At 36.4% G+C, this 23252-nt stretch carries 26 protein-coding genes and 1 other RNA gene; 11 read left to right on the top strand and 16 right to left on the bottom strand.

Features of this window, described 5'->3' with window-relative positions; all coding sequences use genetic code 11:
• Nucleotides 1–197 precede the first annotated feature (197 nt).
• The 3 genes from dnaQ (at nucleotide 198) to nudC (ending at nucleotide 4148) form a co-directional block, all read left to right on the top strand.
• Nucleotides 198–1619: a DNA polymerase III subunit epsilon gene (gene dnaQ / locus WFN33_RS15520; protein WP_336953908.1), complete on the top strand. Its 1422-nt coding sequence runs from the start codon at nucleotides 198–200 to the stop codon at nucleotides 1617–1619.
• A 127-nt stretch (nucleotides 1620–1746) separates the two neighbouring features.
• Nucleotides 1747–3390, top strand: a complete 1644-nt coding sequence (locus tag WFN33_RS15525; RefSeq protein ID WP_336953909.1) for a chemotaxis protein — start codon at nucleotides 1747–1749, stop codon at nucleotides 3388–3390.
• Entirely contained in the window at nucleotides 3390–4148 is a 759-nt protein-coding gene (gene nudC / locus WFN33_RS15530) for an NAD(+) diphosphatase (RefSeq protein ID WP_336953910.1), read from the top strand. Before WFN33_RS15525 ends, nudC begins: the two co-directional genes overlap by 1 nt.
• A 42-nt stretch (nucleotides 4149–4190) precedes the next feature.
• Here nudC and WFN33_RS15535 read toward each other — a convergent pair whose 3' ends face one another.
• The 4 genes from WFN33_RS15535 to WFN33_RS15550 all read right to left on the bottom strand — a co-directional run bounded on the left by WFN33_RS15535 (nucleotide 4191) and on the right by WFN33_RS15550 (nucleotide 7270).
• Entirely contained in the window at nucleotides 4191–5093 is a 903-nt protein-coding gene (locus tag WFN33_RS15535) for an alpha/beta hydrolase (protein ID WP_336953911.1), read from the bottom strand.
• Nucleotides 5077–5784, bottom strand: a complete 708-nt coding sequence (locus WFN33_RS15540) for a BON domain-containing protein (RefSeq protein ID WP_336953912.1) — start codon at nucleotides 5782–5784, stop codon at nucleotides 5077–5079. The genes WFN33_RS15535 and WFN33_RS15540 overlap by 17 nt, the downstream gene beginning before the upstream one ends.
• A gap of 105 nt (nucleotides 5785–5889) precedes the next feature.
• Nucleotides 5890–6306 (bottom strand): YraN family protein, encoded by a 417-nt coding sequence (locus WFN33_RS15545; RefSeq protein WP_336953913.1) that lies wholly within the window; start codon nucleotides 6304–6306, stop codon nucleotides 5890–5892.
• A gap of 13 nt (nucleotides 6307–6319) precedes the next feature.
• Nucleotides 6320–7270 carry a penicillin-binding protein activator gene (locus WFN33_RS15550; protein WP_336953914.1) on the bottom strand — a complete coding sequence of 317 codons (951 nt, stop codon included), beginning with the start codon at nucleotides 7268–7270 and terminating at the stop codon, nucleotides 6320–6322.
• Nucleotides 7271–7280: 10 nt separating this feature from the next.
• Between WFN33_RS15550 and rsmI the strand changes: the two genes are divergently transcribed.
• A complete protein-coding gene (gene rsmI / locus WFN33_RS15555; RefSeq protein WP_336953915.1) occupies nucleotides 7281–8126 on the top strand; it encodes a 16S rRNA (cytidine(1402)-2'-O)-methyltransferase in 846 nt (281 codons plus the stop codon).
• 460 nt (nucleotides 8127–8586) lie between these two features.
• On the opposite strand, the gene WFN33_RS15560 is transcribed toward rsmI, so the two are convergent.
• The 3 genes from WFN33_RS15560 to ubiH form a co-directional block, all read right to left on the bottom strand.
• Nucleotides 8587–8838 (bottom strand): hypothetical protein, encoded by a 252-nt coding sequence (locus WFN33_RS15560; RefSeq protein WP_336953916.1) that lies wholly within the window; start codon nucleotides 8836–8838, stop codon nucleotides 8587–8589.
• 175 nt (nucleotides 8839–9013) lie between these two features.
• Complete coding sequence (locus WFN33_RS15565; RefSeq protein WP_336953917.1) at nucleotides 9014–10252, bottom strand: FAD-dependent monooxygenase; 1239 nt, start codon at nucleotides 10250–10252, stop codon at nucleotides 9014–9016.
• Nucleotides 10249–11460: a 2-octaprenyl-6-methoxyphenyl hydroxylase gene (gene ubiH, locus WFN33_RS15570; protein WP_034614245.1), complete on the bottom strand. Its 1212-nt coding sequence runs from the start codon at nucleotides 11458–11460 to the stop codon at nucleotides 10249–10251. The genes WFN33_RS15565 and ubiH overlap by 4 nt, the downstream gene beginning before the upstream one ends.
• A 917-nt stretch (nucleotides 11461–12377) precedes the next feature.
• Here ubiH and WFN33_RS15575 point away from each other — a divergent pair.
• Entirely contained in the window at nucleotides 12378–13241 is an 864-nt protein-coding gene (locus WFN33_RS15575; protein WP_336953918.1) for a hypothetical protein, read from the top strand.
• A gap of 5 nt (nucleotides 13242–13246) precedes the next feature.
• Entirely contained in the window at nucleotides 13247–13492 is a 246-nt protein-coding gene (locus tag WFN33_RS15580; protein ID WP_336953919.1) for a hypothetical protein, read from the top strand.
• On the opposite strand, the gene WFN33_RS15585 is transcribed toward WFN33_RS15580, so the two are convergent.
• From WFN33_RS15585 to WFN33_RS15600, 4 genes are all read right to left on the bottom strand, one after another.
• Nucleotides 13486–13689 (bottom strand): hypothetical protein, encoded by a 204-nt coding sequence (locus WFN33_RS15585; RefSeq protein ID WP_336953920.1) that lies wholly within the window; start codon nucleotides 13687–13689, stop codon nucleotides 13486–13488. The two genes, WFN33_RS15580 and WFN33_RS15585, sit on opposite strands and share 7 nt — an antisense overlap.
• A 67-nt stretch (nucleotides 13690–13756) precedes the next feature.
• Entirely contained in the window at nucleotides 13757–14140 is a 384-nt protein-coding gene (locus tag WFN33_RS15590; RefSeq protein ID WP_336953921.1) for a GNAT family N-acetyltransferase, read from the bottom strand.
• A gap of 206 nt (nucleotides 14141–14346) precedes the next feature.
• The gene (gene pepP / locus WFN33_RS15595; RefSeq protein ID WP_336953922.1) at nucleotides 14347–15669 is read right to left on the bottom strand and encodes a Xaa-Pro aminopeptidase; all 1323 of its coding nucleotides are present in this window, start codon (nucleotides 15667–15669) and stop codon (nucleotides 14347–14349) included.
• Between the two features lie 326 nt (nucleotides 15670–15995).
• Nucleotides 15996–16628 (bottom strand): UPF0149 family protein, encoded by a 633-nt coding sequence (locus WFN33_RS15600; protein WP_336953923.1) that lies wholly within the window; start codon nucleotides 16626–16628, stop codon nucleotides 15996–15998.
• Between the two features lie 64 nt (nucleotides 16629–16692).
• Here WFN33_RS15600 and WFN33_RS15605 point away from each other — a divergent pair, with 64 nt between their 5' ends.
• The 3 genes from WFN33_RS15605 (at nucleotide 16693) to ssrS (ending at nucleotide 17813) form a co-directional block, all read left to right on the top strand.
• Nucleotides 16693–17244: a hypothetical protein gene (locus WFN33_RS15605; protein ID WP_336953924.1), complete on the top strand. Its 552-nt coding sequence runs from the start codon at nucleotides 16693–16695 to the stop codon at nucleotides 17242–17244.
• Between the two features lie 2 nt (nucleotides 17245–17246).
• Nucleotides 17247–17531: a cell division protein ZapA gene (locus WFN33_RS15610; RefSeq protein ID WP_336953925.1), complete on the top strand. Its 285-nt coding sequence runs from the start codon at nucleotides 17247–17249 to the stop codon at nucleotides 17529–17531.
• A 100-nt stretch (nucleotides 17532–17631) separates the two neighbouring features.
• Nucleotides 17632–17813: non-coding RNA, 6S RNA (gene ssrS / locus WFN33_RS15615), on the top strand.
• Nucleotides 17814–18492: 679 nt separating this feature from the next.
• On the opposite strand, the gene WFN33_RS15620 is transcribed toward ssrS, so the two are convergent.
• The 3 genes from WFN33_RS15620 to WFN33_RS15630 all read right to left on the bottom strand — a co-directional run bounded on the left by WFN33_RS15620 (nucleotide 18493) and on the right by WFN33_RS15630 (nucleotide 20544).
• The gene (locus WFN33_RS15620) at nucleotides 18493–18957 is read right to left on the bottom strand and encodes a hypothetical protein (RefSeq protein WP_336953926.1); all 465 of its coding nucleotides are present in this window, start codon (nucleotides 18955–18957) and stop codon (nucleotides 18493–18495) included.
• A 250-nt stretch (nucleotides 18958–19207) separates the two neighbouring features.
• Nucleotides 19208–19423, bottom strand: a complete 216-nt coding sequence (locus WFN33_RS15625; protein WP_336953927.1) for a hypothetical protein — start codon at nucleotides 19421–19423, stop codon at nucleotides 19208–19210.
• A gap of 212 nt (nucleotides 19424–19635) precedes the next feature.
• On the bottom strand, nucleotides 19636–20544 hold the full coding sequence (locus WFN33_RS15630; RefSeq protein ID WP_336953928.1) for a LysR family transcriptional regulator: 909 nt from the start codon (nucleotides 20542–20544) through the stop codon (nucleotides 19636–19638).
• 94 nt (nucleotides 20545–20638) lie between these two features.
• Between WFN33_RS15630 and WFN33_RS15635 the strand changes: the two genes are divergently transcribed.
• Nucleotides 20639–21616: an alpha/beta hydrolase gene (locus WFN33_RS15635; RefSeq protein WP_336953929.1), complete on the top strand. Its 978-nt coding sequence runs from the start codon at nucleotides 20639–20641 to the stop codon at nucleotides 21614–21616.
• A gap of 173 nt (nucleotides 21617–21789) precedes the next feature.
• On the opposite strand, the gene WFN33_RS15640 is transcribed toward WFN33_RS15635, so the two are convergent.
• Both WFN33_RS15640 and WFN33_RS15645 read right to left on the bottom strand, forming a co-directional pair.
• A complete protein-coding gene (locus WFN33_RS15640; RefSeq protein WP_336953930.1) occupies nucleotides 21790–21930 on the bottom strand; it encodes a hypothetical protein in 141 nt (46 codons plus the stop codon).
• Nucleotides 21931–22308: 378 nt separating this feature from the next.
• Nucleotides 22309–22530 (bottom strand): hypothetical protein, encoded by a 222-nt coding sequence (locus WFN33_RS15645; protein WP_004722098.1) that lies wholly within the window; start codon nucleotides 22528–22530, stop codon nucleotides 22309–22311.
• A gap of 505 nt (nucleotides 22531–23035) precedes the next feature.
• Between WFN33_RS15645 and WFN33_RS15650 the strand changes: the two genes are divergently transcribed.
• A complete protein-coding gene (locus tag WFN33_RS15650; RefSeq protein WP_336953931.1) occupies nucleotides 23036–23206 on the top strand; it encodes a hypothetical protein in 171 nt (56 codons plus the stop codon).
• Nucleotides 23207–23252 lie beyond the last annotated feature (46 nt).

The following is a 23252-nucleotide window of genomic DNA, read 5'->3' on the forward strand; positions in this document are numbered from 1 at the left end:
TTAGTAAATTATTTTATCATTGCCATTTTAGTAGAGCTAAACGCGCTTACAAGGCAAATTTTGAATGCGAATTGCATACAAATGTTACAAGAAATTAAAAAAATCTCAGTTCATGCGTAGAAAACGCCGATTTGCGTATACAATAAATTCTTAAACCGCGATGTTCAACTCTTAATTCACTTTCATTGGTTATTACTATGTCACAAACAATCACACTTTATGTCGACGGTGCTTGTAAAGGCAACCCAGGTCCTGGTGGCTGGGGCGCTTATATCATCACTGAAACAGAAGAACATAAGTTGTGTGGTGGTGAACTTGATACAACCAATAACCGCATGGAGCTTACCGCAGCCATCGAAGGGATCGCATTTTGCCCAATCGAAGCAAAATTAGTGCTTTGGACCGATTCAAACTATGTAAAACGTGGCATTACCGAATGGATTGAGGGTTGGAAAACGAAAAACTGGAAAGATGTAAAAAATCCAGATCTTTGGAAAAAGCTTGATCAAACCTGCCAAGGTCGCAAAATTGAATGGAACTGGATTAAAGGTCACGCCGGACATGCAGGCAATGAGATGGCAGACCAATTGGCGAATTTAGGTACACAGCAAATACTCGACGCAAAAAAAAACAACACTGCGCCAACCAAACTGACTCAACCTATGACAGCGGCTGATGATAAAAAAAAAGATGAAAAAGACTGGCTGCTTGACGATCCCTTTGGATTTGACCTGATTGAATCAGACGAAATGATAGAATCGGAAATTAGACCTCAGCAGGATGTCATGCCAGCGCATAAAATTGTGATGGAACAACCATCAACCCAAGATATCAATGAAAATGATGAGCCAGCAATGAGCCAACCCGCAATGCGAGATATTCATCCACAAATTGTGATTACACCTGCTACTGTCAAGTTACATGGCCCTAAACAGTTTATTTTGGATACGGAGACCACAGGTTTCTATTATCAGGACAGTGACCGAATTGTTGAAGTTGGCGCTATTGAAATGGTCAATCGAAAACTGACCGGCAGTTCGATTCATATTTATATTAATCCAGAGAAACCAGTTGGCGATTCAGAAGCCATCCATGGTATTACAGATGAATTTTTAAAAGATAAGCCAAAATACAATGAAATTGCCCAAGTTTTATTTGACTACTTAAAAGGCAGCGAAATTATTGCGCATAATGCAAGCTTCGATATGAACTTCTTAGATATGGAGTTCAAGCGCAGTGGCCTACAGGCACTCTCAGAAGTATGTGAAGTGACTGATACCTTGGCGATGGCGAAAAGCAAACATCCTGGGCAAAAGAACTCTTTGGATGCTCTAGTTCGCCGTTATGAAATTCCGCAACGAGATCGTACTTTCCATGGTGCCTTACTCGACGCTGAAATTTTAGCTGATGTTTATCTTGCCATGACAGGTGGTCAAGTATCCTTTGACATGGATGCTCTTTCTGCACATACTGATCAGGCTCAAAGGAATACAACTCGGAAAAAAATTGAAATCAATGCCCCAGTCATTTTACCTTCAGATGAAGAATTAGAAGCACATGAGAACTGGGTCAAACAATTTCAAGAAAAACATGGGGAAGCCTGCATTTTTGCAAAATAAAATTTGAAATTGATGGCTATTTTTTCTGTAAAGATGGTCTTCTTCGGCTATATTAAAACTTAGAAAATTAGCCTCATTTTGAGGCTATGAAATAAAACATTCAGATACCCAGGATAGGTGCAGATCAATGTCTTACCAAACCTCTATACATTTTGATCCGACAGCATTACTTATTATTAAAAAAGAAGTCGATAATTCAATTTTACAGGTAGAATCTGCTGTCAGTAGCTTAGTTGAAGACCAAACTTTACCCTTCGGTATTGATGATGCTTTGCTCCAATTTGAACAATGTGTAAATGTGCTGATGCTCATCGATATGCCGCATGTTGCTAAAATTGCGCAACTCTCAGCAGCGGTGATGCGTAAAGTGATGCAAAACCCACATGAGATCAATACTCAAGAAGTCATCGCTTTGAGTGAAGGCACCACCATGCTCAAACGCTATATTGAGTTTATTTGCCTTCGTGAAGTCAGAGCGCCACAATTTTTGCACGACACCTTAAATCGCTTAGAACTTTCTTTAGGTCTAGAGCTGACCCCAGAAGGCCAAGCGATTATTCCATTGCTCGACTGTGTTACACCGAATTTTAACTTGCAGCAATCACCTGAGTTAGAGCATTCAGTGTATGTACATAAGCTGTATAAATTATGCTTACATAAACTGCTCAAACAACAAGAAACAGATTTAGATTTACAGGGCATCAAGCTGGTTGGGTCTTATTTGGCAAATGCAGCCAAAGGCCAAGCAAGTGAGCAATATTGGGCTTTGGTTTCAGTTGCTTTAAATCACATTGAAAATATCATTCTCAATGATACACGCCTCAGAACGCTAATCAGCATTGAAACCAATATGTCTTTATTCTTTAAAGATCTATGCGGATTCAATCCATCCTTATTAGATACTGCCAATATCCTAAGTATTTGTATCAGCCAAGAAGATGAAATATCACAACACATCCGTGAACAGATTAATGTTGGTGAAGATATTCTGACTGACACTCAACTACAAATATTTAGTCGCCATTTATATGGCCCTGACTTTGAAACCATTCATAGTGTGAGCCAACTGATTACGGACGAAATGTCGCAAATCCGTAATGATATTGAGTTTAACTACAAAAATATGAGTGATGAAAAAACGCAAGAATTGAAAAGCAAACTGACTGATCTTGCACATGTATTTAAAGTCTTGAATCTTAATGAAGCCTATAGCGGACTGAAACAACAGGCTGACCTACTGTCTCAAGACAACATGCTCAAAGATGAAAATTACGCACAACAGTTGATGAACAGTATTTTATCAGCAATGAATTCGATTGGTATCTTAGAGCGTAATTACACATCGAGTCGTTTACAGTTAAAAGTGAATAACTTGCAGATTTCATTAGATCGTCTAGATGAAGCACATGCAGCATTATTGACCGAGACTAAAGCATTGGTTGATTTAAGCTCACAAACATTGGTGCAATATTTACAAGATCCTCAAAGTACAAGTTTAGACCAACTGCCATCACAATTAAGTGAAATTGGTGGTGCGCTGTTGTTCCTTGCAGCGAAAGATGGTCAAAAGGCATTGCTGCTTTCTGCGGAGTTTATTCAGACGAGTCTTAACAAAGAACAAGCGTTTAACCTTGCGCAAGTCAATAAACTGCTTGATGTTTTAGCCAGTGCAGACATGATGATTGAAAATCTACAAAACAAACAACCTGTTTTACAATCCATGTTTGATGTAGCATTAACAAGTAGTCAAAGTTTAAAATCGGTAGCCTAATGTCAGAATTATCACTTGCATATATCTTTCACCATCAACAACTTTTAGTGGATGAAAATTTACAACTGCCTAAAGTAGAAAAATTAGCAAGTGATATCAGCTTTAACTCGGGCGATCAGATTATTGCCCGGGATCTTTTTATTGAAGATCAAATTCCAGAGGGATATCAATTGATCCCAATTCGACAATTGATTTCACAATGGACAAAATCTGAGTTTGAACAAGCCAGTCGTGCTGTACAATTGCTTGAATGGCGAAGAAACCATAAGTTTTGTAGCCACTGTGGCCACGAAACCGAGGTTCATCCCAATGAATATGCTATGGTCTGCCCTAGCTGTCGTTATCATCAATACCCGCGTGTACAACCGTGTATTATCACCATAATTACTCGTGGCGATAACGAAATTCTATTGGCAAAAAATGCCAAGAATAAAAGCAATATGTATGGTCTTATTGCGGGTTTTGTTGAGGTCGGTGAAACACTGGAAGAAGCGGTTAAAAGAGAAACTTTGGAAGAAGTTGGCCTACATGTCAAAAATGTCCAATATTTATCAAGCCAACCTTGGCCTTTTCCAAGTAATCTTATGTTGGCCTTTAAGGCAGAATATGAATCTGGTGAAATCGTCTTGCAAGAAGAAGAAATTAGTGAGGCTCAGTTCTTTAAATTTGATCAGCTACCCGAAACGCCTTTTAGTGGCAGTATCGCCCATGCCATGATTGAACATGTGATTCACAATAGACCTATGCATAAAGACTGATCTTGATTGAGATATGTTCAAATCAAAAATGCCTAGCGATCGCTAGGCATTTTTCATTGCTTCATTTAAAACCTTAATAATTTCAGGTCGGGTTTTATAGAATCGACTAAATAGACTTGAAACACTGCCCATAATTGAAATATGACCAGTTTTAGGAATCGTGTAAATTTCACAATGATTACCTTGTTCAAGTAATTGCTGTTTAAAATCAAAAGAGTTTTTAGCTTTAACAATCTGATCATTTTCAGCCAAGAACAAATAATGCTTTACCTCATTTTTTTCAACAAAATAATACGGCATTACTTGTTGGTAAGGAATGCTTTGATCAAACGCATTTTCGGCTAAAGCATCACCTTTATAATCGAAATGATAAGGTCCAGCGATTCCAATCAAAGCTTTAATATTTTGTTTGATGGCTAGTTGGTAGTGCTTAGGATGATAAAGCAAAGACGCAATATTAAATGCGCCTGCTGAATGCCCCATCAAGGCAATTTTATCCATTGAAATACCAAAACGTGCTTGTTGTTGCTCCAAATAATTCAATGCAACAGCAAGATCATCAATATAGCTGGGAAATTTATGCTCAGGTGCCAAATGATAGTTCAGCACTGCCACGTTATAGCCAAAACGACTAAACGCCTCACCTACAAATTTATAAGCACTTTTATCACCATGGCTCCATGCCCCACCATGAACAAAAAGAATCAGCGCATTTTGTTGCTTTTTATTAGAAATATATAGATCTAAACGTTGTCTCGCCTTTAAGCCATAGGCAATATTATACTGAATGGAATAGCCCTTTTTAGGGGTCAAGCCATTAATAGTTATACTACCTAAATCGTATAAACGAAAATCTTGATAGTGCGATTTAAATTGAGATTTTAGGTATTCAAACTGCTTTCCAAATCTAACTTTTAAAGCTTTTAACCTATTGTTGAATAACATTATTGTTTGGCTCTGTAGCATTAGGATCAATCGCAACAGGTGTCTGTACATCAGGCTGTTGTTGTACATTATTTACCACAGGTGCTGTGAAAGATGAAGTTTGGACTGAATTATTCGTTTGTTCGATGTTATCAATCAAGGTCACAATTTTAGTCACATTTCCAACTTTTTGTAAAACATCATTTAAATCTGCTATTTCAGCATTATTTAAACGACCTAAAACATACAGTATGCCGTCTTCTGTATGAATCAAAACTTTATTGTCTGAAACCACTGGTGCTTTCATCACTAAACCACGGGTATTCACAGTGACCGATGCATCTTGCATAATCGTGCTATAACCGATCTGATTACCCACAGTAAGATAATTATGAACAGTTTTAACATCACTCATTGCCCGTAGATTATCTTCAGCTAATTGCTTTAGATGTGCATCAGGCACTTGACCTGTGAGTAAGACATTGCTGTGAAAACTATTAATATTGACACGAGATTGCTTAAATCGAGCATCAAGCTTATACAAGTTGATTTTGGCAGTCCGCTCAATAGAGGAATCAATAAACACTTGTCCTAAAGATCGAACACCACTATCTGTTCCCACTGGTGAAGAACCAGTACCACCTGAGATAAAACTCGCGCAACCAGATAAACTTGCTACACACATCATGGTGATGACAATACGTTTTAACACTCAGCAAGACTCCTATTAATTTCAGCCTGCTAAACAACCATTTTAAACGCTGTTAACATGCTGGAAAATATATTTATTTTTGAAATAACTGTACCTAAATTTCAGTCACAGATTAATCAAGTCTGCATCCAAAGTAAATGCATTTTCAATCCAAGATTGATCATAAGAGATTTTACTGAGATCTTGCTGTACGTTTTTTGCAATTTTATGATGTAAATCAAAACCAATCACATCAAAACGGCAATAATATTGTTCATATTGTGGATGTTCTTGTAAAAACTTAAACGCCGTTTTAATCATTTTTTGTTGTTTTGATTGATTTACCGTTTCAAAAGCATGCCCCATCTGTGTCGGAGTTCTTGCTTTCACCTCAACAAAAATTAACTCTTGTTTAGATTGGGCAATAATATCTATTTCACCAAAGCGCGAGAAATAATTCAATTTTACGATATCGTAGCCATGTTGAAGCAGTAATTTCACTGCTTCTTGCTCCGCCCATTGTCCTAAATTATTTTTTGCCATGAGAAACCTGTCATCACAAAGGTACTAAATTATTTTTTGAACGTTCAAAACATTGTGGAATACGTTCAACACGATTTCCATCAATTTTAATTTTTCCAGTGCGCCCATTAAAGGTTAAGCTTTTTACATTAGGGTCCAAAACAAATTGTTCAGCAATATGCCAAGCATCTCCACCAAAGGCATATAAACGCTGATACGGTAACGAGGTCGGTTTATCTTTATAGGCTTTGACCACATCATCCCATTCGGCGATGTATAAGGCTGGAACATCACAGAATTTCATCCCTTTAGGCAAGGCCTTTTTTTCATCGACGGCAATGGCTTGGGTATAAATTTTTTTCTTCTGCAATTTTGGAAAACTGGTCAACCATTGGTTTGAACCTAACAGTAAAATACCCTCTCGCTCCGAAATCGACTTTGGCATATGCTCTACAGGATCAACTTCACCCATATAATTGGCAAATAATGCATTTAAAAAGTTAATAGATTCTGCTTCTGTGCCTTTTTCACGCACCACATAGAGTTTGCTAACTTTATCATGCTGGATATAATCAAGCAGCGCCAATGCATCGTCATTTTTAGAAAGACTATATTGCCAAACACTTTTATAGCTTGGATAAACTTCATTGAGTGCCAATACAGGTACTTTAGGCTTTAAATTAATTAAAGCCTCAACATCAGGACGAGCCAAAGGCCCAATAATCATTTTAGTCTTTTTATTGACATGCTGTTTTAACAGCGCTTTGATGGTCTTTTGATCTGAATCGACAAATTTTAATGGTATTTCATTCTTTGATGTCTGCGCGGCACTTAATATTCCTTGTTTAATACTCAAACCCGCTCGCGACATAGGGCCTGTTTCAGGTAATATAACCAGAATTTCTGCGTGAACTTGGATTGCGAATCCAACCATTCCCAACATAATCACTCTTTTAATACTGTTCAACACTAACTTATTCTTCATGGAGACCTTTATGAGTGCTCAATTATTCGTCGTAGCGACCCCAATTGGGCACTTAGATGATATGACTTTTCGTTCTATTGAAGTTTTAAAGTCTGTTTCTGTTATTGCGGCAGAAGATACACGTCAATCTGCTCAATTATTAAAGCACTATAATATCTCAACTCCGCTCACTGCGTGTCATGATCATAATGAAAGTAACAAAATTGATATACTTATCGAAAAATTAAAAAGTGGTCAGAATATTGCACTGGTCAGTGATGCTGGTACACCATTGATTAGTGACCCGGGTTTTAAATTGGTACGCGCTGCTCAGGAGAATGGTATTCGCGTCATTCCTGTGCCGGGTGCATGCGCTGCTATTGCTGCGCTAAGTGCGGTGGGTCTACCAAGTGATCGTTTTAGCTTTGAAGGCTTTTTATCATCAAAACAATCGCAACGATTAATTCAATTAGAAAAATTAAAACATGAGTCACAAACCATGATTATATATGAAGCACCTCATCGTATTTTAGATAGTGTCAAAGATATGGCTGATGTTTTTGGCGCAGATCGCCCTGTAGGTTTTGCACGTGAAATTACCAAAACATTTGAAACAATTAAAAAAATGACATTGGGCGAGTTGGTGACATTTATTGAAAAAGATCGTAATCAGCAAAAAGGTGAAATTGTGTTAGTCATTGGTGGTGCACCAGATGCCAAAGATCAAGACGTTGAACAAGAGAAGTTAGATCAACTTTTAAATCGCTTATTACAAGATTTATCTGTCAAGGCGGCATCACAACTTGCTGCGGATCTAACCGGCATCAAAAAGAAAATCGCCTATCAACGTGCTTTAGAGCTGACTAATCAACAATAATTTTATTTCTTGAGTTGAGAAAGGCGTGTATAGGCATTTCTCAACTTACTTTATATATTAACCCACATTATTTCGCTATTCTGTTTGTTTTTCTACTTGCTTGCTCTCTCAACGCACTTTATTCCTCAATCTGCATTGCTGCAGGCGACTGATTGTTCTGGTCGCTTTTTTACCTACCTTAATCTTTTAAAAAACTATAAATTTTAATCCCACACTGATCAATCTGGCACGTATAAAAATAAATACAGGAAAACAAATAATCAAAAGTACAACCTTCCTGATGATTTAATCACTCATATACTTAAAGCAAGCAGCAAGGATCCATAAAAATAAAATAGTTCATTAAAATTTCAAGTAAAAAGCCACAAACACTAAATTTTTTAAGATTGGGATTTAAACATCGAAAAAATAGACAGCATTTCAACCAAATTTAAAAAAGCACCTTTCGGTGCTTTTAAAATCAATCTTTAGCAGATTCATCAGGTGGAACTTCGGTAATTCTCCCACCACGCGCTAAAAATGCAGCGACCTCATCTTCCAACGCTTCACGCTGTCTTTTTTTCGCTGTCACAGTGAGTGTTTCAGCTTCAGCTAAATCTGTATCTGAAACTATAGAATCACTTGCCGCAGCACCTTTTTCAGCCGCTTTAGCTTCATCATCGTCTACTGCATGATCTTCTGAATTATCATCATAATCATTTGTATCTGTCATCTTTAACTCCCCATCAATGACGTCAATGTACCATCCGAAAAATGGTGATGTTTTACAGAGAAATGTATCAAGCTCTTCGCCATTCGACTAGTATCTAGATACACAAAATCGTGTTTTTTTTCATCAAATTCGTAATGTTGTTTAAATGATTGGTTAAAAAATATCAGAAATCCAATTAAATGGCATATTGCGTGCTTTTTAAAGTTGCTAGCCCATTGGCTTGGGCCATAAATTGATCTTTTAAAAATGGCATACTTTCAACTTGTTTTAAGCCAAAGTTACGCGCCCAAACCAATGGAAATATTTCCGCAGTTTCTAAAAAACCAATCATCGACATACTATGCATCATGGCATCATTTTGCCCTTTGCGTTGGTGTTCGTAACGCTTTAAGGTTTGTTCATGTGCCCAGACGCCACGCTGTTTATCTTTAAGTAATACATCACACAGAATAGCAGCATCTAAACACCCAATATTTACACCTTGTCCTGCTAAAGGATGAATCACATGCGCTGCATCACCAATCAAGGCCAACCCATCTTTTACATAACGTTGTGCTGCGCGTGCCTTGAGTGGAAATTGAGCCCGTGGGGTTGCTTCAACGATCTTGCCCAACATATGATGACTTTCACGTGTCAATAACTCACAAAAATCAGCATCATTTAAGCGCGCATATTCCTCTGCATAATCATCTGGTAAGGTCCAAACGATTGAAATCCAGTGTTCAGCTTGTTCTGGCTTTAAACTCGCCATCGGTAAAAATGCCAATGGGCCTGTCGGATGGAAAATCTGACGAGCCACATATTGGTGTGGTTGTGTGGTACGAATCGCACAGGTCAAACCTGCCTGTTGATAATCTAAAACATCAAGATCGATAAATGCTTGATCACGAACAAATGAATTTGCACCATCTGCACCAATCACTAACTTCGTTTTTAGCTCAGTCCCATCTGCAAGTTTAATGATCCAGCAGCCTACACCCTGCTCTACTCGCACAACTTTAACTTGAGTACGATAATCTTGCAGTTGCTCCAACATTTCCTGTTGGATGGCAAGGTTTAATAAACTTGGTTCAACCATTGAACCTAAGCTTTGCTCAGCTGTGGGAAAGTTTTCTGAGGCTTGCCCAAAGTTAATTTCGCCATAGCCATTTTTATTCCAGACTTGCATGCCTGTATAAGGCATTTGGCGAGCGATTTTTTCCCATACATTCACCGTTTTTAACAAGTGAATTGTGGCTTGGCTCAAGGCTAAAACCCGTGGATTAGCAACAGCTAAAGTCTTTTCTGCATCTAAAATAGGGGCTGCATCTAAAACAGTGGCTTGCATACCACCTTTTGCTAAAAGTAATGCGGTTAAGCCACCCACCAGACCACCACCAACAATCACCACATCTAATATATCTTGCTGTGTCATGCTTTTAATCCCATCGCATAATTGGCAACCAAAGGTTTAATCCCCGGAATCACATCGAAAGCTACCAAGCCGGTATTACGCAATAATTTTAAGACCGGATTTTGATTACTAAATCCACGCACTACAGAATCACAAAATTTAATCACGCGCTGCTGATCAGTTAAGCGAGATTGTTCATAGGCCTTTAACATCTCAGGTTGACCAATATCATCAGATTGCGCAATTTGCGTTGTGATATAACGCATCAGCACATCTGCATCACGCATACACAAGTTAAAACCTTGCCCAGCAACAGGATGAATGGTATGTGCAGCATTGCCCATCAAAATTACCCGACCCACCGCTTGTTTTTCAGCAAGTACTTGTGCCAATGGGAAGCTAAAACGTTTGCCTGTTTTTTGGAATTTTCCTGCGCGATCACCATAGGTTTGCTGTAAAGCATCAAGGAAATGTTGGTCATTTTCATCCCCTAACCATTCATCTTCAGTGCCTTTTTTCACTGGCCAAACCACTGAACGACGACATTCCCCCGGCAATGGAAGCAATGCCAATGGACCTAAATGGCTAAAGCGTTCAAAGCCCACTTGATGATGTGGTTTCGAGGTTTGTACTGTTGTGACAATTGCCACCTGATCATAATCATGTACATCCACACCAACACCTAAAGCTTGGCGGCAGAAAGAATCACGACCATCTGCAGCAATCAACAATTTGGCTTTAAGTGAATGGGTATATTCTTCACCACGATTGGCTTCAACATATACATAGTCACCCTCTTGTTTTAGTGAAGTGACTTGTACACCGTCAATCAATTCAATTAAAGCTTGCTGGCGAACTTGAGTCAGTAGTACACGGCCTAGCCATGCATTTTCAATCACTTGTCCAAAACTTTCGACTTTTTCTTGATCTGCGACTAAGCGAGCTTTACCAAAACTGCCTTGTTCAGTGATATGTACTTCGAGAATAGGAGTCGCATGTTCTTGCAAAGCATCCCAAAGACCGAGTTTTTGATAAATTTGGACGGTACGACGTGATAGCGCGGTATTTCGTGCATCAAAACTGGAATGATAGGGTGCAAGATTGGCATCATCATAATTTGGATATTTCACAGCCTCTAAAAGCTTTACCGCAATATTGGCTTTAGCCAACATCAGAGCTAAGCTCAGCCCTACCATTCCACCGCCGACGATGATGACTTCTTGTTGCATGCTTTTATCCTTTCTATATGTGATTCAGCGTACTGAATACTTATAATCTTGATTGATTTCATATTACATCATGGAAAGTTATTTTTATATTGAAATAGGAAATTGTTGGCTGTATTTGTACTGAATCAATACGCTATTTTTAATAAAAGTATGAAAAGTGAAAATTTCAGCCAAAGGATTAAGCAATAAAACCTAACAGCCATCATCATGTTTATTCTTAGTATCGCACTCCTACTTATCCCATTTTTTGCAACCATCACGCCGTGGCTTACCCTTATACCCATTGCAATATGAGAAACTCACGGTTGGGCATTAAAAATTCAACAAAATGAACAACAAATTTTAGTCAGAAAAAACAGGTGGTTGAAATTTAGCTTTTACACTTAATGAGTCAGCCTTATATGTAGGAGGTGCCTTAGGTGCCGGTATTGGTAGAATATTCTTTTATTTCCAAGTTCCATTATTTTTACTGCCCAAGCTTGCCAGCGCTGTTGTTTTATTGGTTTTATTTATCACTTAATTATATTTTAAATGCTTAAAAACTCGATCACTCAATCGACTTACTAAAATAAGGTTTTAACTACAAAAATAAAGAATAAATTACATCCAATAAAGACCCCAAATAAAAACCCGCTATAGACTAAGCAATTCACCATGCGATAATAATCATATAATTTAATTTAATAATAAATTTAATTAACAATTAAAAATGTTTAATTAAAAACAAAACATAATAAATCTATATAAAAATTTAAAAACTTCAATTCCACTTAAATACAATTAACATAAAATATCCATTAAATATAAAATAAAAAATGTAATTATTAATATTTTGTATCAATTAAACTCCCCTGAGAATTGCATCATAAATCTAATTTTGATAAAAACTTAAATACAAAAAACTTGAGCATGCATTCATGAAAAAAATTAAAATATTGGGTGTTGTTTTATTTTTATTAAGTTCAACAGCATATACAGATAATCTAAATATTAAATCATATGACACCTTTAAAACAGTTGAGCATATATCATCAGACACAACAATACAGTCTCAATTACGAATAGTTCTGGGTCAAGATTATTCAAAGTTTTATCAAAATATAGAAACTTATGCTTCTCCATACAAACTAAAAACTGCTAATGCACTTTATTATGAAGGAAGAAATAAAGAGGCTACAGCCTATTCAGCAGCGACTATTTATGAGGATGGAAGAATATTTGCTGCGACATTTGATCAGGAAAATAATATTCTAAAATATTTTACAAATGATGCTAGCTGTACAACAGATTTACACCCAACAATCAAAGCCTTTTCAAAACAATTTATCACTCCTAAAATTGTTTACGCTAATTCAAATAACAATTCAATTCTTAGATTTAATATTAATCAAAAATCCAACTGTAGCTCCTATATTACGCCATCAACTCAACTACAAAGTAAAATTAAATCAAGAGCCTTCGGTAATCAAGAAGCTGCAAGAAATGTTGCAACAGATATATGGAATGCATCTATTGCAAATTCTTGGGATTATAATGAAGAAATTGGAGTAGTTTTATCACAAGCAATCAACGCTATTAAAACTTGTTCTGCTAATTTTAATTTAGTACCAAAGCCACCTGGATATGGATCAGCTCGTGGACTTAAATATATCGGAAAATATTTCACTAACATCTTAGCTTATATTACTGGTGTTAAAACACAACCAATATATAAAACTTGTATTGTCACAGTAGCAGCGAGCTATAGAACAGCTATGCAACTTGCCTCATTAGGAATATAGCTAAATTGAGCTTATCAATTTGGATTATACTATTCTTTATTAATTCATTATTTTGGAAATGGGTTATCTCTTGGGGTGGTGCAGAATTGATTAAAGGCTGGAAAGCTGGTCTATTTTTTGATTGGCTTGTTGCAGATTTAAATACTGAACAAATTAGAGCCTATGCTTTATTGGTTTGGATAGTTTCAGGAATTTGGTTCCTTGTAGGAATTTTTATGCCTGAACTTAGATTCTATAGTTTGAGTCAATAAAAAACGATTGTCCAATCAAGTGATAAAAAATTCATTCCAGCAGGTTGGCGATCTATAGGAGTATGGCTATATTGAATAAAATCTTTTAGGCCTTGCTCACCAAAATGTAGGTGAATAACGTCTAATTGCTGGCTTGTTAATTGAATATTCTTATTTGTGATGTTACTTGGCTGAAATGCCAACAAAGAACAGGACATTACTGTCAAAAAAGTTGCAATAAAACTGAATCTCATATGTATCACTATGATTTACCCTTATTTCTATTTAAATATTTTTATTTATTTCAATCATAAAACCTAGACAATCTCTCTTATTATCTCCCAAAGCTGGAAATATAGCCCAATGCTTTAACAAGGTTATTTCAGTAAATCCTGTTTCAATCAGAACCTTTCGTGATTTCACATTTTCTGCATCATAAAAAGTCTCAATTCTTTTAAGCCTACTGTTATTTTTTAAATAGACAATGACAGCAGTGATCGCCTCTCTCATAAAGCCCTGCCCTTGAAACTCACTTCCAAGCCCAAAATGAATTTCGCCATAATCTCCTTTGTGAATAAACATCACGAGCCCTATGGCTAAATTGGTTTTGCGCTCGCCAATAATCCAAGCAAAATCTTTATCATTATTCTCCCATTTTGACCACTCCAATTTTCGAACATACACTTCGTTTGCTCAATATTGGCATGGGGTAACCTTTGTAAGTATTTCGAAGACTCCCTGTCTCCGCAATACTCATTAAAAATTGAGATTTCATCACCTTCAACAAACTTTCGTAGAATCAAACGATTTGTTTCTACTGGCTTAACTAAAACGGTGTAAGTATCCATACATACTCACCTTTTAAATTGAAAAACTTATTCTGACTTTGCCATCAATGCTTCAATCTCTTCAATCGACTTCACCACATTTTTAGTCAAGACCAAAGGACCCTGTTCAGTTGCAACCACATCATCTTCAATTCGGATACCAATACCACGCCATTTTGCATCCACTGTTTCATCATCAGGTGCAATATATAAACCGGGTTCTACAGTAACAACCATACCCTGCTCATAGCTACGCCATTGACCATTTTCATCTTTATATGCGCCAACATCATGCACATCCATACCGAGCCAATGCCCTGTACCATGCATATAAAACTGACGATAGCGTTCAGATTCAATAATTTGATCGACATCACCTTGCATAATACCAAGGTTGACCAAACCTTCCACCATGATCCGTACTGCAACATTATGCGGTTCTTTATAAGAATGACCGATTTGAATTGCATCAATCGCAGCAATTTGTGCATCTAAAATAATTTGATATAGCGCTTTTTGTTCAGGACTAAACTTACCATTTACAGGAAAAGTACGGGTGATGTCTGAGGCATAGCATTCATACTCAGCAGCCGCATCAATCAACACCAAATCACCATCTTTTAAGGGTTGATTGTTCTCAACATAATGTAAAATACAGCCATTTTTCCCACCACCCACAATACTGTTATAGGCAGGTACACAACCCTTCTGACCAAAGATATAATTCAACTCAGCTTCTAAAGCATATTCCATCATCTCAGGATGAACTTTTTGCATGGCACGCATATGTGCATCTGCACTGATATTTGAGGCGATTTGCATCAATTCAATTTCTTGAACCGACTTATGCAAACGCATTTCATCTAGGATTTGATCAAGTTGAATCAACTGCGCTGGAACGCCAAAACCACGTCCAGATTCATTGGCTTTGGTGATCCAAGTACTGACCTTGGCATCAAAATCTGCACGTTGACCAATACGATAGAATAATTTTTCTTTATTTAAAATTTTGGCAATAATTTCTTCATCAAGCAAATCAATCGCATAAGCTTCATCCGCTTCATAATCATCAACCGCACCATCGATTCCAGCGCGGTAACCATTCCAGATTTCCATTTCACGATTACGTTCACGACAGAACAAGCTATAGATATATTCCTCACCTGCTTCGTCTGTTTCTATCACTGCGACTGCTTGTTGTTCCGCGAAACCAGTTAAATAGAAAAAGCTACTGTCAGCACGAAACTTATAATCTGCATCTCGGTTACGCATGACTTCTGGACTGGTTGAGATAATTGCAATGCTATTGGGACCCATTTGTTCAGCGAGGCGGTCACGACGTTCCTGAAAATCTGCTTGAGTTAATTTCATTCTCTATTCAGCTTGTATTTCAGATGATTAATTTGGAAGAAGCTTTAACTTACAATTACGCTTAGATGAATGCAAATACTGATGATTCAATATCTGCATTTTTTAAAGTAATTGTATTATTACTCTCGTTCTGCGCTAAACCTCGACAACAGAACAAGGGAAACATTCCAGGCTAAAAAAATTAACCCTTTGCTGCACGACTTGATTCAACTTCTATATTTTCAAAGTTAATAACCTGACGCCGCAAAGGGAGCTGTAAAACCAAGTACTCATCAAACAGATGATGTTCTTAAAGTTTAAGTTTCTTAGCTTGCTTTATCTTAGTTTTAGCTTGGACGATGTGGAGTAAACATCTCTACAACATTGTTGCTTTCAGAAGCATCAATCGCTTGTTTCATTTTGCTATGAAAATTTTGTAATAGAGGGCTTTCAGATACTGGAACTTTTTTTCGTCCCATTGATAATGACACAGGGATCAAGCGTACAAATTCATACAATTCAAGATAGCTTGCTTCCCCCTCGTCATCGTCATCTGATTCATCAAACTCAACAGACGCTACATCTTGTAAACTTTCAATGAGCTCTTGTTCATCTGCACGAATATGACCAGAAGCCAATCCAAAGCCAAGTACAACCCCAGCACACCAATCTGCCAATGATTGCACACGCTCTGCCAAAGTATGCTCATCATCTGGGAGCATCGGAAGATAGTCTAAATCATCATCCGAAAGTGCATGTGACACATCCTCAGCTTCTTCTGACAATAGCGCAAGCACTTCATCGTCTAATTTTGGAACATCAAGCGTAGATAAAATTTGTAACCATTCATCTCGAGTTGGAACTTCAGTAACACAAACTATACCTGTCAGTATGCCATGTAACTCACTCGGGCTTGAAATTTCCTCAATCCCCTCAAAATTTTGATTCCAATCTGACCAACCTGAAATATCGTCTTGCATTCGTTTATCCAATCTCTATACTTCTGTATATATTACCTTTGATTGCAAATCTGTGCGACCCGTTATGTTAGAACAATTACAGCGTCTACAGACGCATATTGGTGTTTTAAAAACACGAATTGAAACTGTTGAGAAAGAAAATGCATCGCTGTTAAAAGAAAAGGATAACAGCGAAGAGCAAGCTCATGCTCAAATTAGTCATAAAAATAGCATTATCACCCAAAAACAAGATGAAATTGATACGCTCACTGAGCAACTCTCTCAGTTACAAAATCAGTTTCAACAGCTCAATACAGATGCCACATCTTTGGCGGAGCGTTATGGGCGTTTGGAAAAAAGCTGTACCGATTTAAAAAATCGTTTTCAGGAAATTTTAGCTGAACGTAATGAATTACGCGTAGTCAAAGAAAAGATGGCAAATGAACAGCGCCATCACTTACAAGATATCAAAAATCTTCAAGATGAGCGTGAACGTTTAATTCAAAAAAATGAACATGCCAAAACAAAAGTAGAGGCCATTATTCAACGTCTTTCGATTTTAGGGACTGAACAAGATCATCATGCGCAAGAAATCCAACAGCTTGCTCATCCATCAGAGTCTAATGAGGAAGTATGAGTATGTCTGAACATGTGACTGTAGAATTACGCTTAATCGAACAAAGTTTTCGTTTAGGCACCACAACAGATAAGCAACCAGAACTAGAACGTGCGGGTCGACTTTTAAACGAAAAGTTTCAAGAGTTTCGCCGTAAAGCACCCAATGTTGAACATAATAAATTGGTAATCATGGTGGCTTTAGAACTGATGCAAGAAGTTTTAGGCATGAATAAATCGTTACAAGAATATGCACAATGCGAACGTTTATTAGAAACAATGCTAGAAGATGTTGAAAAAGCGGGATAAACCGCTTTTTTTTCGTGCAATCAAGTGGCTTTTTTGCATTGTATTTATAAATTTTGAGCGTTGGTGATTTGCCACAATCCCCAAATTATGTATACTTAATATAACTCTAGGGTGTTCGCCAGTACGTCTATTCCCCTGCCGATACTTAAACTTATGGATGTGTTCTGTATATTTTGAGTGTATGCCCACCTTGAGTGGGAAACCCATTAAGTGTACGTCGCGTCCACCTTGAACTCATCGGGTTCAGGGTAACGACCATGCAGCGGCATCTCTGGAGTGTTTTATTTTAAATAATAACAATAATTTATGTGGTTTTAATAAATCGTTTCAACTTATCCCATTTAATGCTTTGTATTCTTCATCCTTAAGAATTGAAACAAAATCATCTTTGATTAGAATTCATCACTTTACTGGCACTAAAAGCATTTTATTATTAGTTAAGTTAATAATGAAATGATTTGGATGATCTAGACTCAAAGCTAGGTCAATTCCTAAACTCATTACAGCATTGAGAATATTCATTTTCTGTATAACAAAAAATGATTTCATTTAATTCACCAAAAAAACCGAATTAAATATTCACTGCGTTTATGAAAAAATCAAAAGTGGATTACCATCACTACGTCCACTAGAGCTGAAATATAGCTATACCCTACATGAGCTTGGTACTTAAACTTATGTTACTATCTCTGAATTCTTATGATGTCTAAGCTTAAGAGAAATATAGGAACAACACCAATCCTAGAATGATCAAAGATATGATTAGCCATACATTTATACAATTAAAACTTTTAATGAAATTCCACATTTTGCTATCCCTTAGAAATGGCTAAGGAATTCTACTTTTTGGAATTTAATTTAAAAATTATAAATTAGTCTGAGCTACAAAAAAATTCGACTGTAAAATAAGTATTTAAATATATGGCAATTATCCTAATATATTCATTTAAACAGCTAATATCTATAGACATTCTTTATAGTTCATTGTAAAGCTTTTCAAAAACTCACCTTTAGCATTATTTAATTGATAAACAATATTGCCTTGTGTGGTTTTTTTAAAGACATCAGACTCAAATAAATCACTTTTACTACAGATGTTATTTTTGGTCAGATTTTTATACTTGTTTTCATCAAATTTCTCTGTTAAATCTTCTGTAGACTCAATCCCCTTTAAATCCGATATCAGCAACAATCCATTGCTGGTTAATCTAATTCTAGAAATGCTGGCTAAGTCATCTGTTCGATCAGGCTTAATTTGCGAAAAATTATAATTAATCACTTTGACTAAATCATTATACAGTTCGAGATTAATGATATTGAATTGATCATCAACTGCTCCAATTTGCAAAAAAGGTTGGTCTAATGAGCTCTGAGCTTTCAATTCAGCACATAGTAAAAAACTGAGTATAAATAATAAATTTCGCAACTTGTTTCTCCTCATCAACAATCCATCCATTGAAGTAAAACACTGCAAATACAAGTTTAAACTGCTGTATTACTAAATTCACGATAGCAGAAATACTCAATTTGTTATGTATACGACCAAAAATTGTTGCTGCTAACGTGTATATTCATCCTTTGTTCATTGAAAGAAAAAGTTAGATGCTGAATAGATTCAAAAATCTATTCTTTCATACACTAAAAAGCCCACCTTTCGATGAGCTTAAGTCTAAAAATTATGAGTTATTCCACTCATTAGAGTGAACACCCAACTCATCATCACCTGTCATCAGAACTGCTGTTAAAATTGGAACTGCTAAAATAACAGGGAAGAGAACAATCCATAGATCAATGGATAGCTGATTCGAAAAAACAAAATGAATCACGATCGCGATTAAAGCCAATATTCCAAACAAAATACTTGCGAATCGAGTGGCAAATTTTGAAAGCATTATTTATTCCCCTAGTAATTAAAAATTTTCACTCTAATAGTTATGTCCTATTTTTCGAAATTAAGCAAAGTACTTTGACAAAAACCCTAAAAAAAATATGGATTTCTATAAAATACTTTTTATTTTTTCCTTAGAGGTGAATAACTTCGGTTCTACAATCACATCTTTTTTGTCAAGCTTTCTTCAACAATTGGGAAAATGCATAATAAATATCAATAACCCAATGAATCACGAAGCATATTGATAAGCGCCTTAAGTGTAGTGGATACATGACGATAACCTGGATAGTAAAGGCTAAGACCACGATAAATTGGGCTAAACTTTTCCAAAACAATACTTAATTGTTGCATTTCCACAGCATTTTTCACCAAATGATCAGGCACAAATGCGATACCAATACCATCTATTGCAGCGTCAACCATTAATGTTTGATCTGTAAGTGTCAGTGGGCCTTTGACGTCTATCTTTTCAATAATGCCATTCATATCAAATTCCCATCGAAAGATTAAGCCACTATCAAAACGGAAACGAATACAATCATGTTCATAAAGATCATGCGGAACAAGTGGCGTGGAATTTTTTAATAAATAGTCAGGTGATGCGACAGCAACAAAGCGTGCGGTTTCAGTCAAACGGATTGCAACCATCTCTTTAGGAATATCATCTGCAAGCCGTATGCCTGCATCAAAATTTTCTCCAACGATATTGGTTAATTTACCATCACACACAATATCTAAATGAACCAATGGATAATGTTGTAAGAACTTTTTAAGAACGGGCTTTAAAACCAACCTAACTGCCCCTTCACTGGCATTAATTCTAAGTACACCACTCGGCTGATCTCTAAAATCATCTAAATGATTCAGCGCATTTGAAATATTTTCCATGGATGGTCGAAGTGAATCAACCAATTTGATTCCAGCATCAGTCAAAGAAACGCTACGTGTGGTTCGATTAAAAAGCCGAACATTTAAACGGCTTTCCAAACCTTTTATGGCATGACTAATTGCTGAAGGTGTGACGTTTAACTCAACCGAAGCTGCACGAAAGTTTCGATGAGAGGCCACAGATAAAAAAATGGTTAAAGCAAAGAGTTCACCGCTTTTCAATTGATGAGCCATTTTCACTATTCTATAAAGTTTTATGAGATTGTTCTCAATAATATATTTATATAGGCTGAATGAGTACTCAAAATTGATGATAAGGAAAATTACAATGCCCAAACATGGTAACTATGCTGTAGAAAAAATAACATTTGATTCACATGGCGATGCCGTAGTTGGCGATTTATATAAACCAAATACTGATGGGAAACTCCCTGTTATTATCATTCTTGGGCCATATTCTTTTCAAAAAGAACAGGCACCCACTCAGTATGCGACGCGTTTAGCAGATGAAGGTTTTATCACCCTCGCATTTGATCCAAGAACTGTTGGCGAGAGTCAAGGCATGCCACGACGTCTTGAAAATCCAAAAATGAAAAATGAAGATGTCATTGCTGCAATTGATTACATCTGTACCCGTAACGATATCGATACCGATAAAATATTTCTATTAGGAGTTTGCCAAGGTGGACCTGAAATGCTAGATATCGCTTCTTATGAAGATCGTGTCAAAGCCGTTGTTTCTGTTACTGGATACTATCGAGATAAAGAAACTGATTTATTTATGCTTGCGGCAGGTGTTACAGCAAATCCATTTGATGTTGAATCTGCACCTACGATCGAAGAGTTAGAAGCACTATTAGCGATCCGTTTAGAGAAAGCACATAATGCCAAAATACTTTATGAAACAACAGGTGAGGTGATCTACCAACCCTTAGTATCGCCAGACCTTGGTGATCGCGTCAAAGGCTCGAATGCAGGTTTACCTGGTCCAATTATATGGAGTTGGTATGGAGCATGGACGCTAAAAAACTGGGAGAATCGCTACGCGATTATGAGTGATCTTGATCATTTTTCTTATTCAACTGTAGCAGGTGTTGCAAAATTAAAGAAACCTGCGCTTATCATTCATTCAGATACCTGTATGAATCCAGCAGCGGCCCGTCGTCATTTCGAGTCAATTCCAACATCAGATAAAAAGCTTATCTGGGAAAATGGAACCAATCATTTCCAGTATTACGAACAACCTGACATTGTTGACAGAACAGTTGCACATGCAACGGATTGGTTTAATCAACATCAAAATTAAGTCCGAATCGCTTTAGCTCTGAGCTATCAAAACAAAGCCGTTTAAAGGGCTTTTATTGCCGAAGCTTGTTGTTACTTTACAGTACACTTTTCTAGATTATGTTTTCCATTGCGTTAAACAAATGAAAAAACCACCTACTTGGTGGTTTTTTCATTAAAAAGTTAGTTTAATACTTATGCTAAGGACTCTTTGTGAGCATCCTCTTTGGTTTTCGCTAAATTTTTGCCCTTGGTTTTTTCAGCATTATTTTTATGAGACCGATAGTAATAAGCAATTGCAACGCCTGTCCCTAATAATGCTACTGTCTTAAACATGACATACCTCATACTGAATTGAATAACGTGTATTAGTGATACCATCAAATTCTACATAAAGTATTTCGATATGTGAGTTATGCAAGTTTGTGTGAAACTTTATTACATTTAATTTCAGAAATATAAGTAATTCATAGAATTTTCAGTATCATGCGTGATTGAAAAAAATCCCCCATGTAACCAAACAGTCACATGATAAGTTTTTATCATTTAGACATTCCTTTTCAGTTCAATTATTTTAAAAATGTACAATATTCATCAATAAAAACAGATTAAAAACGATGGCTTAATTTTTAGTGTTCAAGCATCCAGAATATGCTTTTCGCCCATAAAAAAAGCCCATCTAGCGATGAGCTTTTTTAAAATATCTATTACGAGTTATATCGCAATTCGATAGAGTTGATTTTGGTTAAGATAGAAAGATGAACCATCAATATTAAATTGACGATCGTCACCAGATTCTAACTCAATCTTTTTCCCTACTTCGACCCAACTCATACCAGTGCGGTTGCTTTGTTGTCTTTTTAAAGGAACGATCTTTACGCGAATTTCATCGCCATTTACTGCAGAGGCTATTGTCCAGCCATTTAAAATATTCATTTTTCACTCAATTGTTTTGAGCTTTTGCAAACAGAGAAGTATTTAACTATTAAGACCAACAGATATATTTTTGGAACTAACGATAAGAAGGCATCTAACCTTAATTTAAACTTTTGATATTTACATCAGCTTGATATTGCAGAAGTCAGAGTTGAAGCCAACCTTCAAGTCTTGCTTATATATTAAGCACATCTACTTTAGTATTTTCCATACTACGCTAAAGCAATATAATATGCAACTTAAATAACATTTAATTATTTTAAATTAAAAATAGCCTTTTATATAATGGCTTTGTGATGTTTATGTACGTGGCTGTATTTACAAATTATTTATATCGCCATTTAAAACAATACACTACAAACATTTGATATTTTTATAAATATATTTTGTCGATATAAACTCAGTCTACCGAACATATCTCCACATATGGCTCTCACAACTACCTTAGTGTAAGTAAATTTAAAGACTACTATACAGACTCACTTCACAATTTAAGAAGACTAGAATGTCATTTAAAAGTTTTTCACAAAATTCAACTCAAGCAAATTCAGATACTAAAAACGTTGAGCAAACTCCACCTAAAGATGCACCTCAAGCAACACCAGGGGCGACACCTCCTAATCCAAATCAGGACAATAAAGAAGTGAAAAAACCTGATACAACTCAACCTAAATAATATCTAAAGCTTAATCTAAAAAACTTACCGATGTTCGGTAAGTTTT

The organism is Acinetobacter sp. AS167 (genome assembly GCF_037152175.1).
Taxonomy (GTDB): Bacteria; Pseudomonadota; Gammaproteobacteria; order Pseudomonadales; family Moraxellaceae; genus Acinetobacter.

Excerpts from the sequence above, each read along its gene's own strand:
- dnaQ (WP_336953908.1), top strand. The coding sequence starts at position 198 with ATGTCACAAACAATCACACTTTATGTCGACGGTGCTTGTAAAGGCAAC.
- WFN33_RS15525 (WP_336953909.1), top strand. The coding sequence starts at position 1,747 with ATGTCTTACCAAACCTCTATACATTTTGATCCGACAGCATTACTTATT.
- nudC (WP_336953910.1), top strand. The coding sequence starts at position 3,390 with ATGTCAGAATTATCACTTGCATATATCTTTCACCATCAACAACTTTTA.
- WFN33_RS15535 (WP_336953911.1), bottom strand. The coding sequence starts at position 5,093 with ATGTTATTCAACAATAGGTTAAAAGCTTTAAAAGTTAGATTTGGAAAG.
- WFN33_RS15545 (WP_336953913.1), bottom strand. The coding sequence starts at position 6,306 with ATGGCAAAAAATAATTTAGGACAATGGGCGGAGCAAGAAGCAGTGAAA.
- WFN33_RS15550 (WP_336953914.1), bottom strand. The coding sequence starts at position 7,270 with ATGAAGAATAAGTTAGTGTTGAACAGTATTAAAAGAGTGATTATGTTG.
- rsmI (WP_336953915.1), top strand. The coding sequence starts at position 7,281 with ATGAGTGCTCAATTATTCGTCGTAGCGACCCCAATTGGGCACTTAGAT.
- WFN33_RS15560 (WP_336953916.1), bottom strand. The coding sequence starts at position 8,838 with ATGACAGATACAAATGATTATGATGATAATTCAGAAGATCATGCAGTA.
- WFN33_RS15565 (WP_336953917.1), bottom strand. The coding sequence starts at position 10,252 with ATGACACAGCAAGATATATTAGATGTGGTGATTGTTGGTGGTGGTCTG.
- ubiH (WP_034614245.1), bottom strand. The coding sequence starts at position 11,460 with ATGCAACAAGAAGTCATCATCGTCGGCGGTGGAATGGTAGGGCTGAGC.
- WFN33_RS15575 (WP_336953918.1), top strand. The coding sequence starts at position 12,378 with ATGAAAAAAATTAAAATATTGGGTGTTGTTTTATTTTTATTAAGTTCA.
- WFN33_RS15585 (WP_336953920.1), bottom strand. The coding sequence starts at position 13,689 with ATGTCCTGTTCTTTGTTGGCATTTCAGCCAAGTAACATCACAAATAAG.
- pepP (WP_336953922.1), bottom strand. The coding sequence starts at position 15,669 with ATGAAATTAACTCAAGCAGATTTTCAGGAACGTCGTGACCGCCTCGCT.
- WFN33_RS15600 (WP_336953923.1), bottom strand. The coding sequence starts at position 16,628 with ATGCAAGACGATATTTCAGGTTGGTCAGATTGGAATCAAAATTTTGAG.
- WFN33_RS15605 (WP_336953924.1), top strand. The coding sequence starts at position 16,693 with ATGTTAGAACAATTACAGCGTCTACAGACGCATATTGGTGTTTTAAAA.
- WFN33_RS15610 (WP_336953925.1), top strand. The coding sequence starts at position 17,247 with ATGTCTGAACATGTGACTGTAGAATTACGCTTAATCGAACAAAGTTTT.
- WFN33_RS15625 (WP_336953927.1), bottom strand. The coding sequence starts at position 19,423 with ATGCTTTCAAAATTTGCCACTCGATTCGCAAGTATTTTGTTTGGAATA.
- WFN33_RS15630 (WP_336953928.1), bottom strand. The coding sequence starts at position 20,544 with ATGGCTCATCAATTGAAAAGCGGTGAACTCTTTGCTTTAACCATTTTT.
- WFN33_RS15635 (WP_336953929.1), top strand. The coding sequence starts at position 20,639 with ATGCCCAAACATGGTAACTATGCTGTAGAAAAAATAACATTTGATTCA.
- WFN33_RS15640 (WP_336953930.1), bottom strand. The coding sequence starts at position 21,930 with ATGTTTAAGACAGTAGCATTATTAGGGACAGGCGTTGCAATTGCTTAT.
- WFN33_RS15645 (WP_004722098.1), bottom strand. The coding sequence starts at position 22,530 with ATGAATATTTTAAATGGCTGGACAATAGCCTCTGCAGTAAATGGCGAT.
- WFN33_RS15650 (WP_336953931.1), top strand. The coding sequence starts at position 23,036 with ATGTCATTTAAAAGTTTTTCACAAAATTCAACTCAAGCAAATTCAGAT.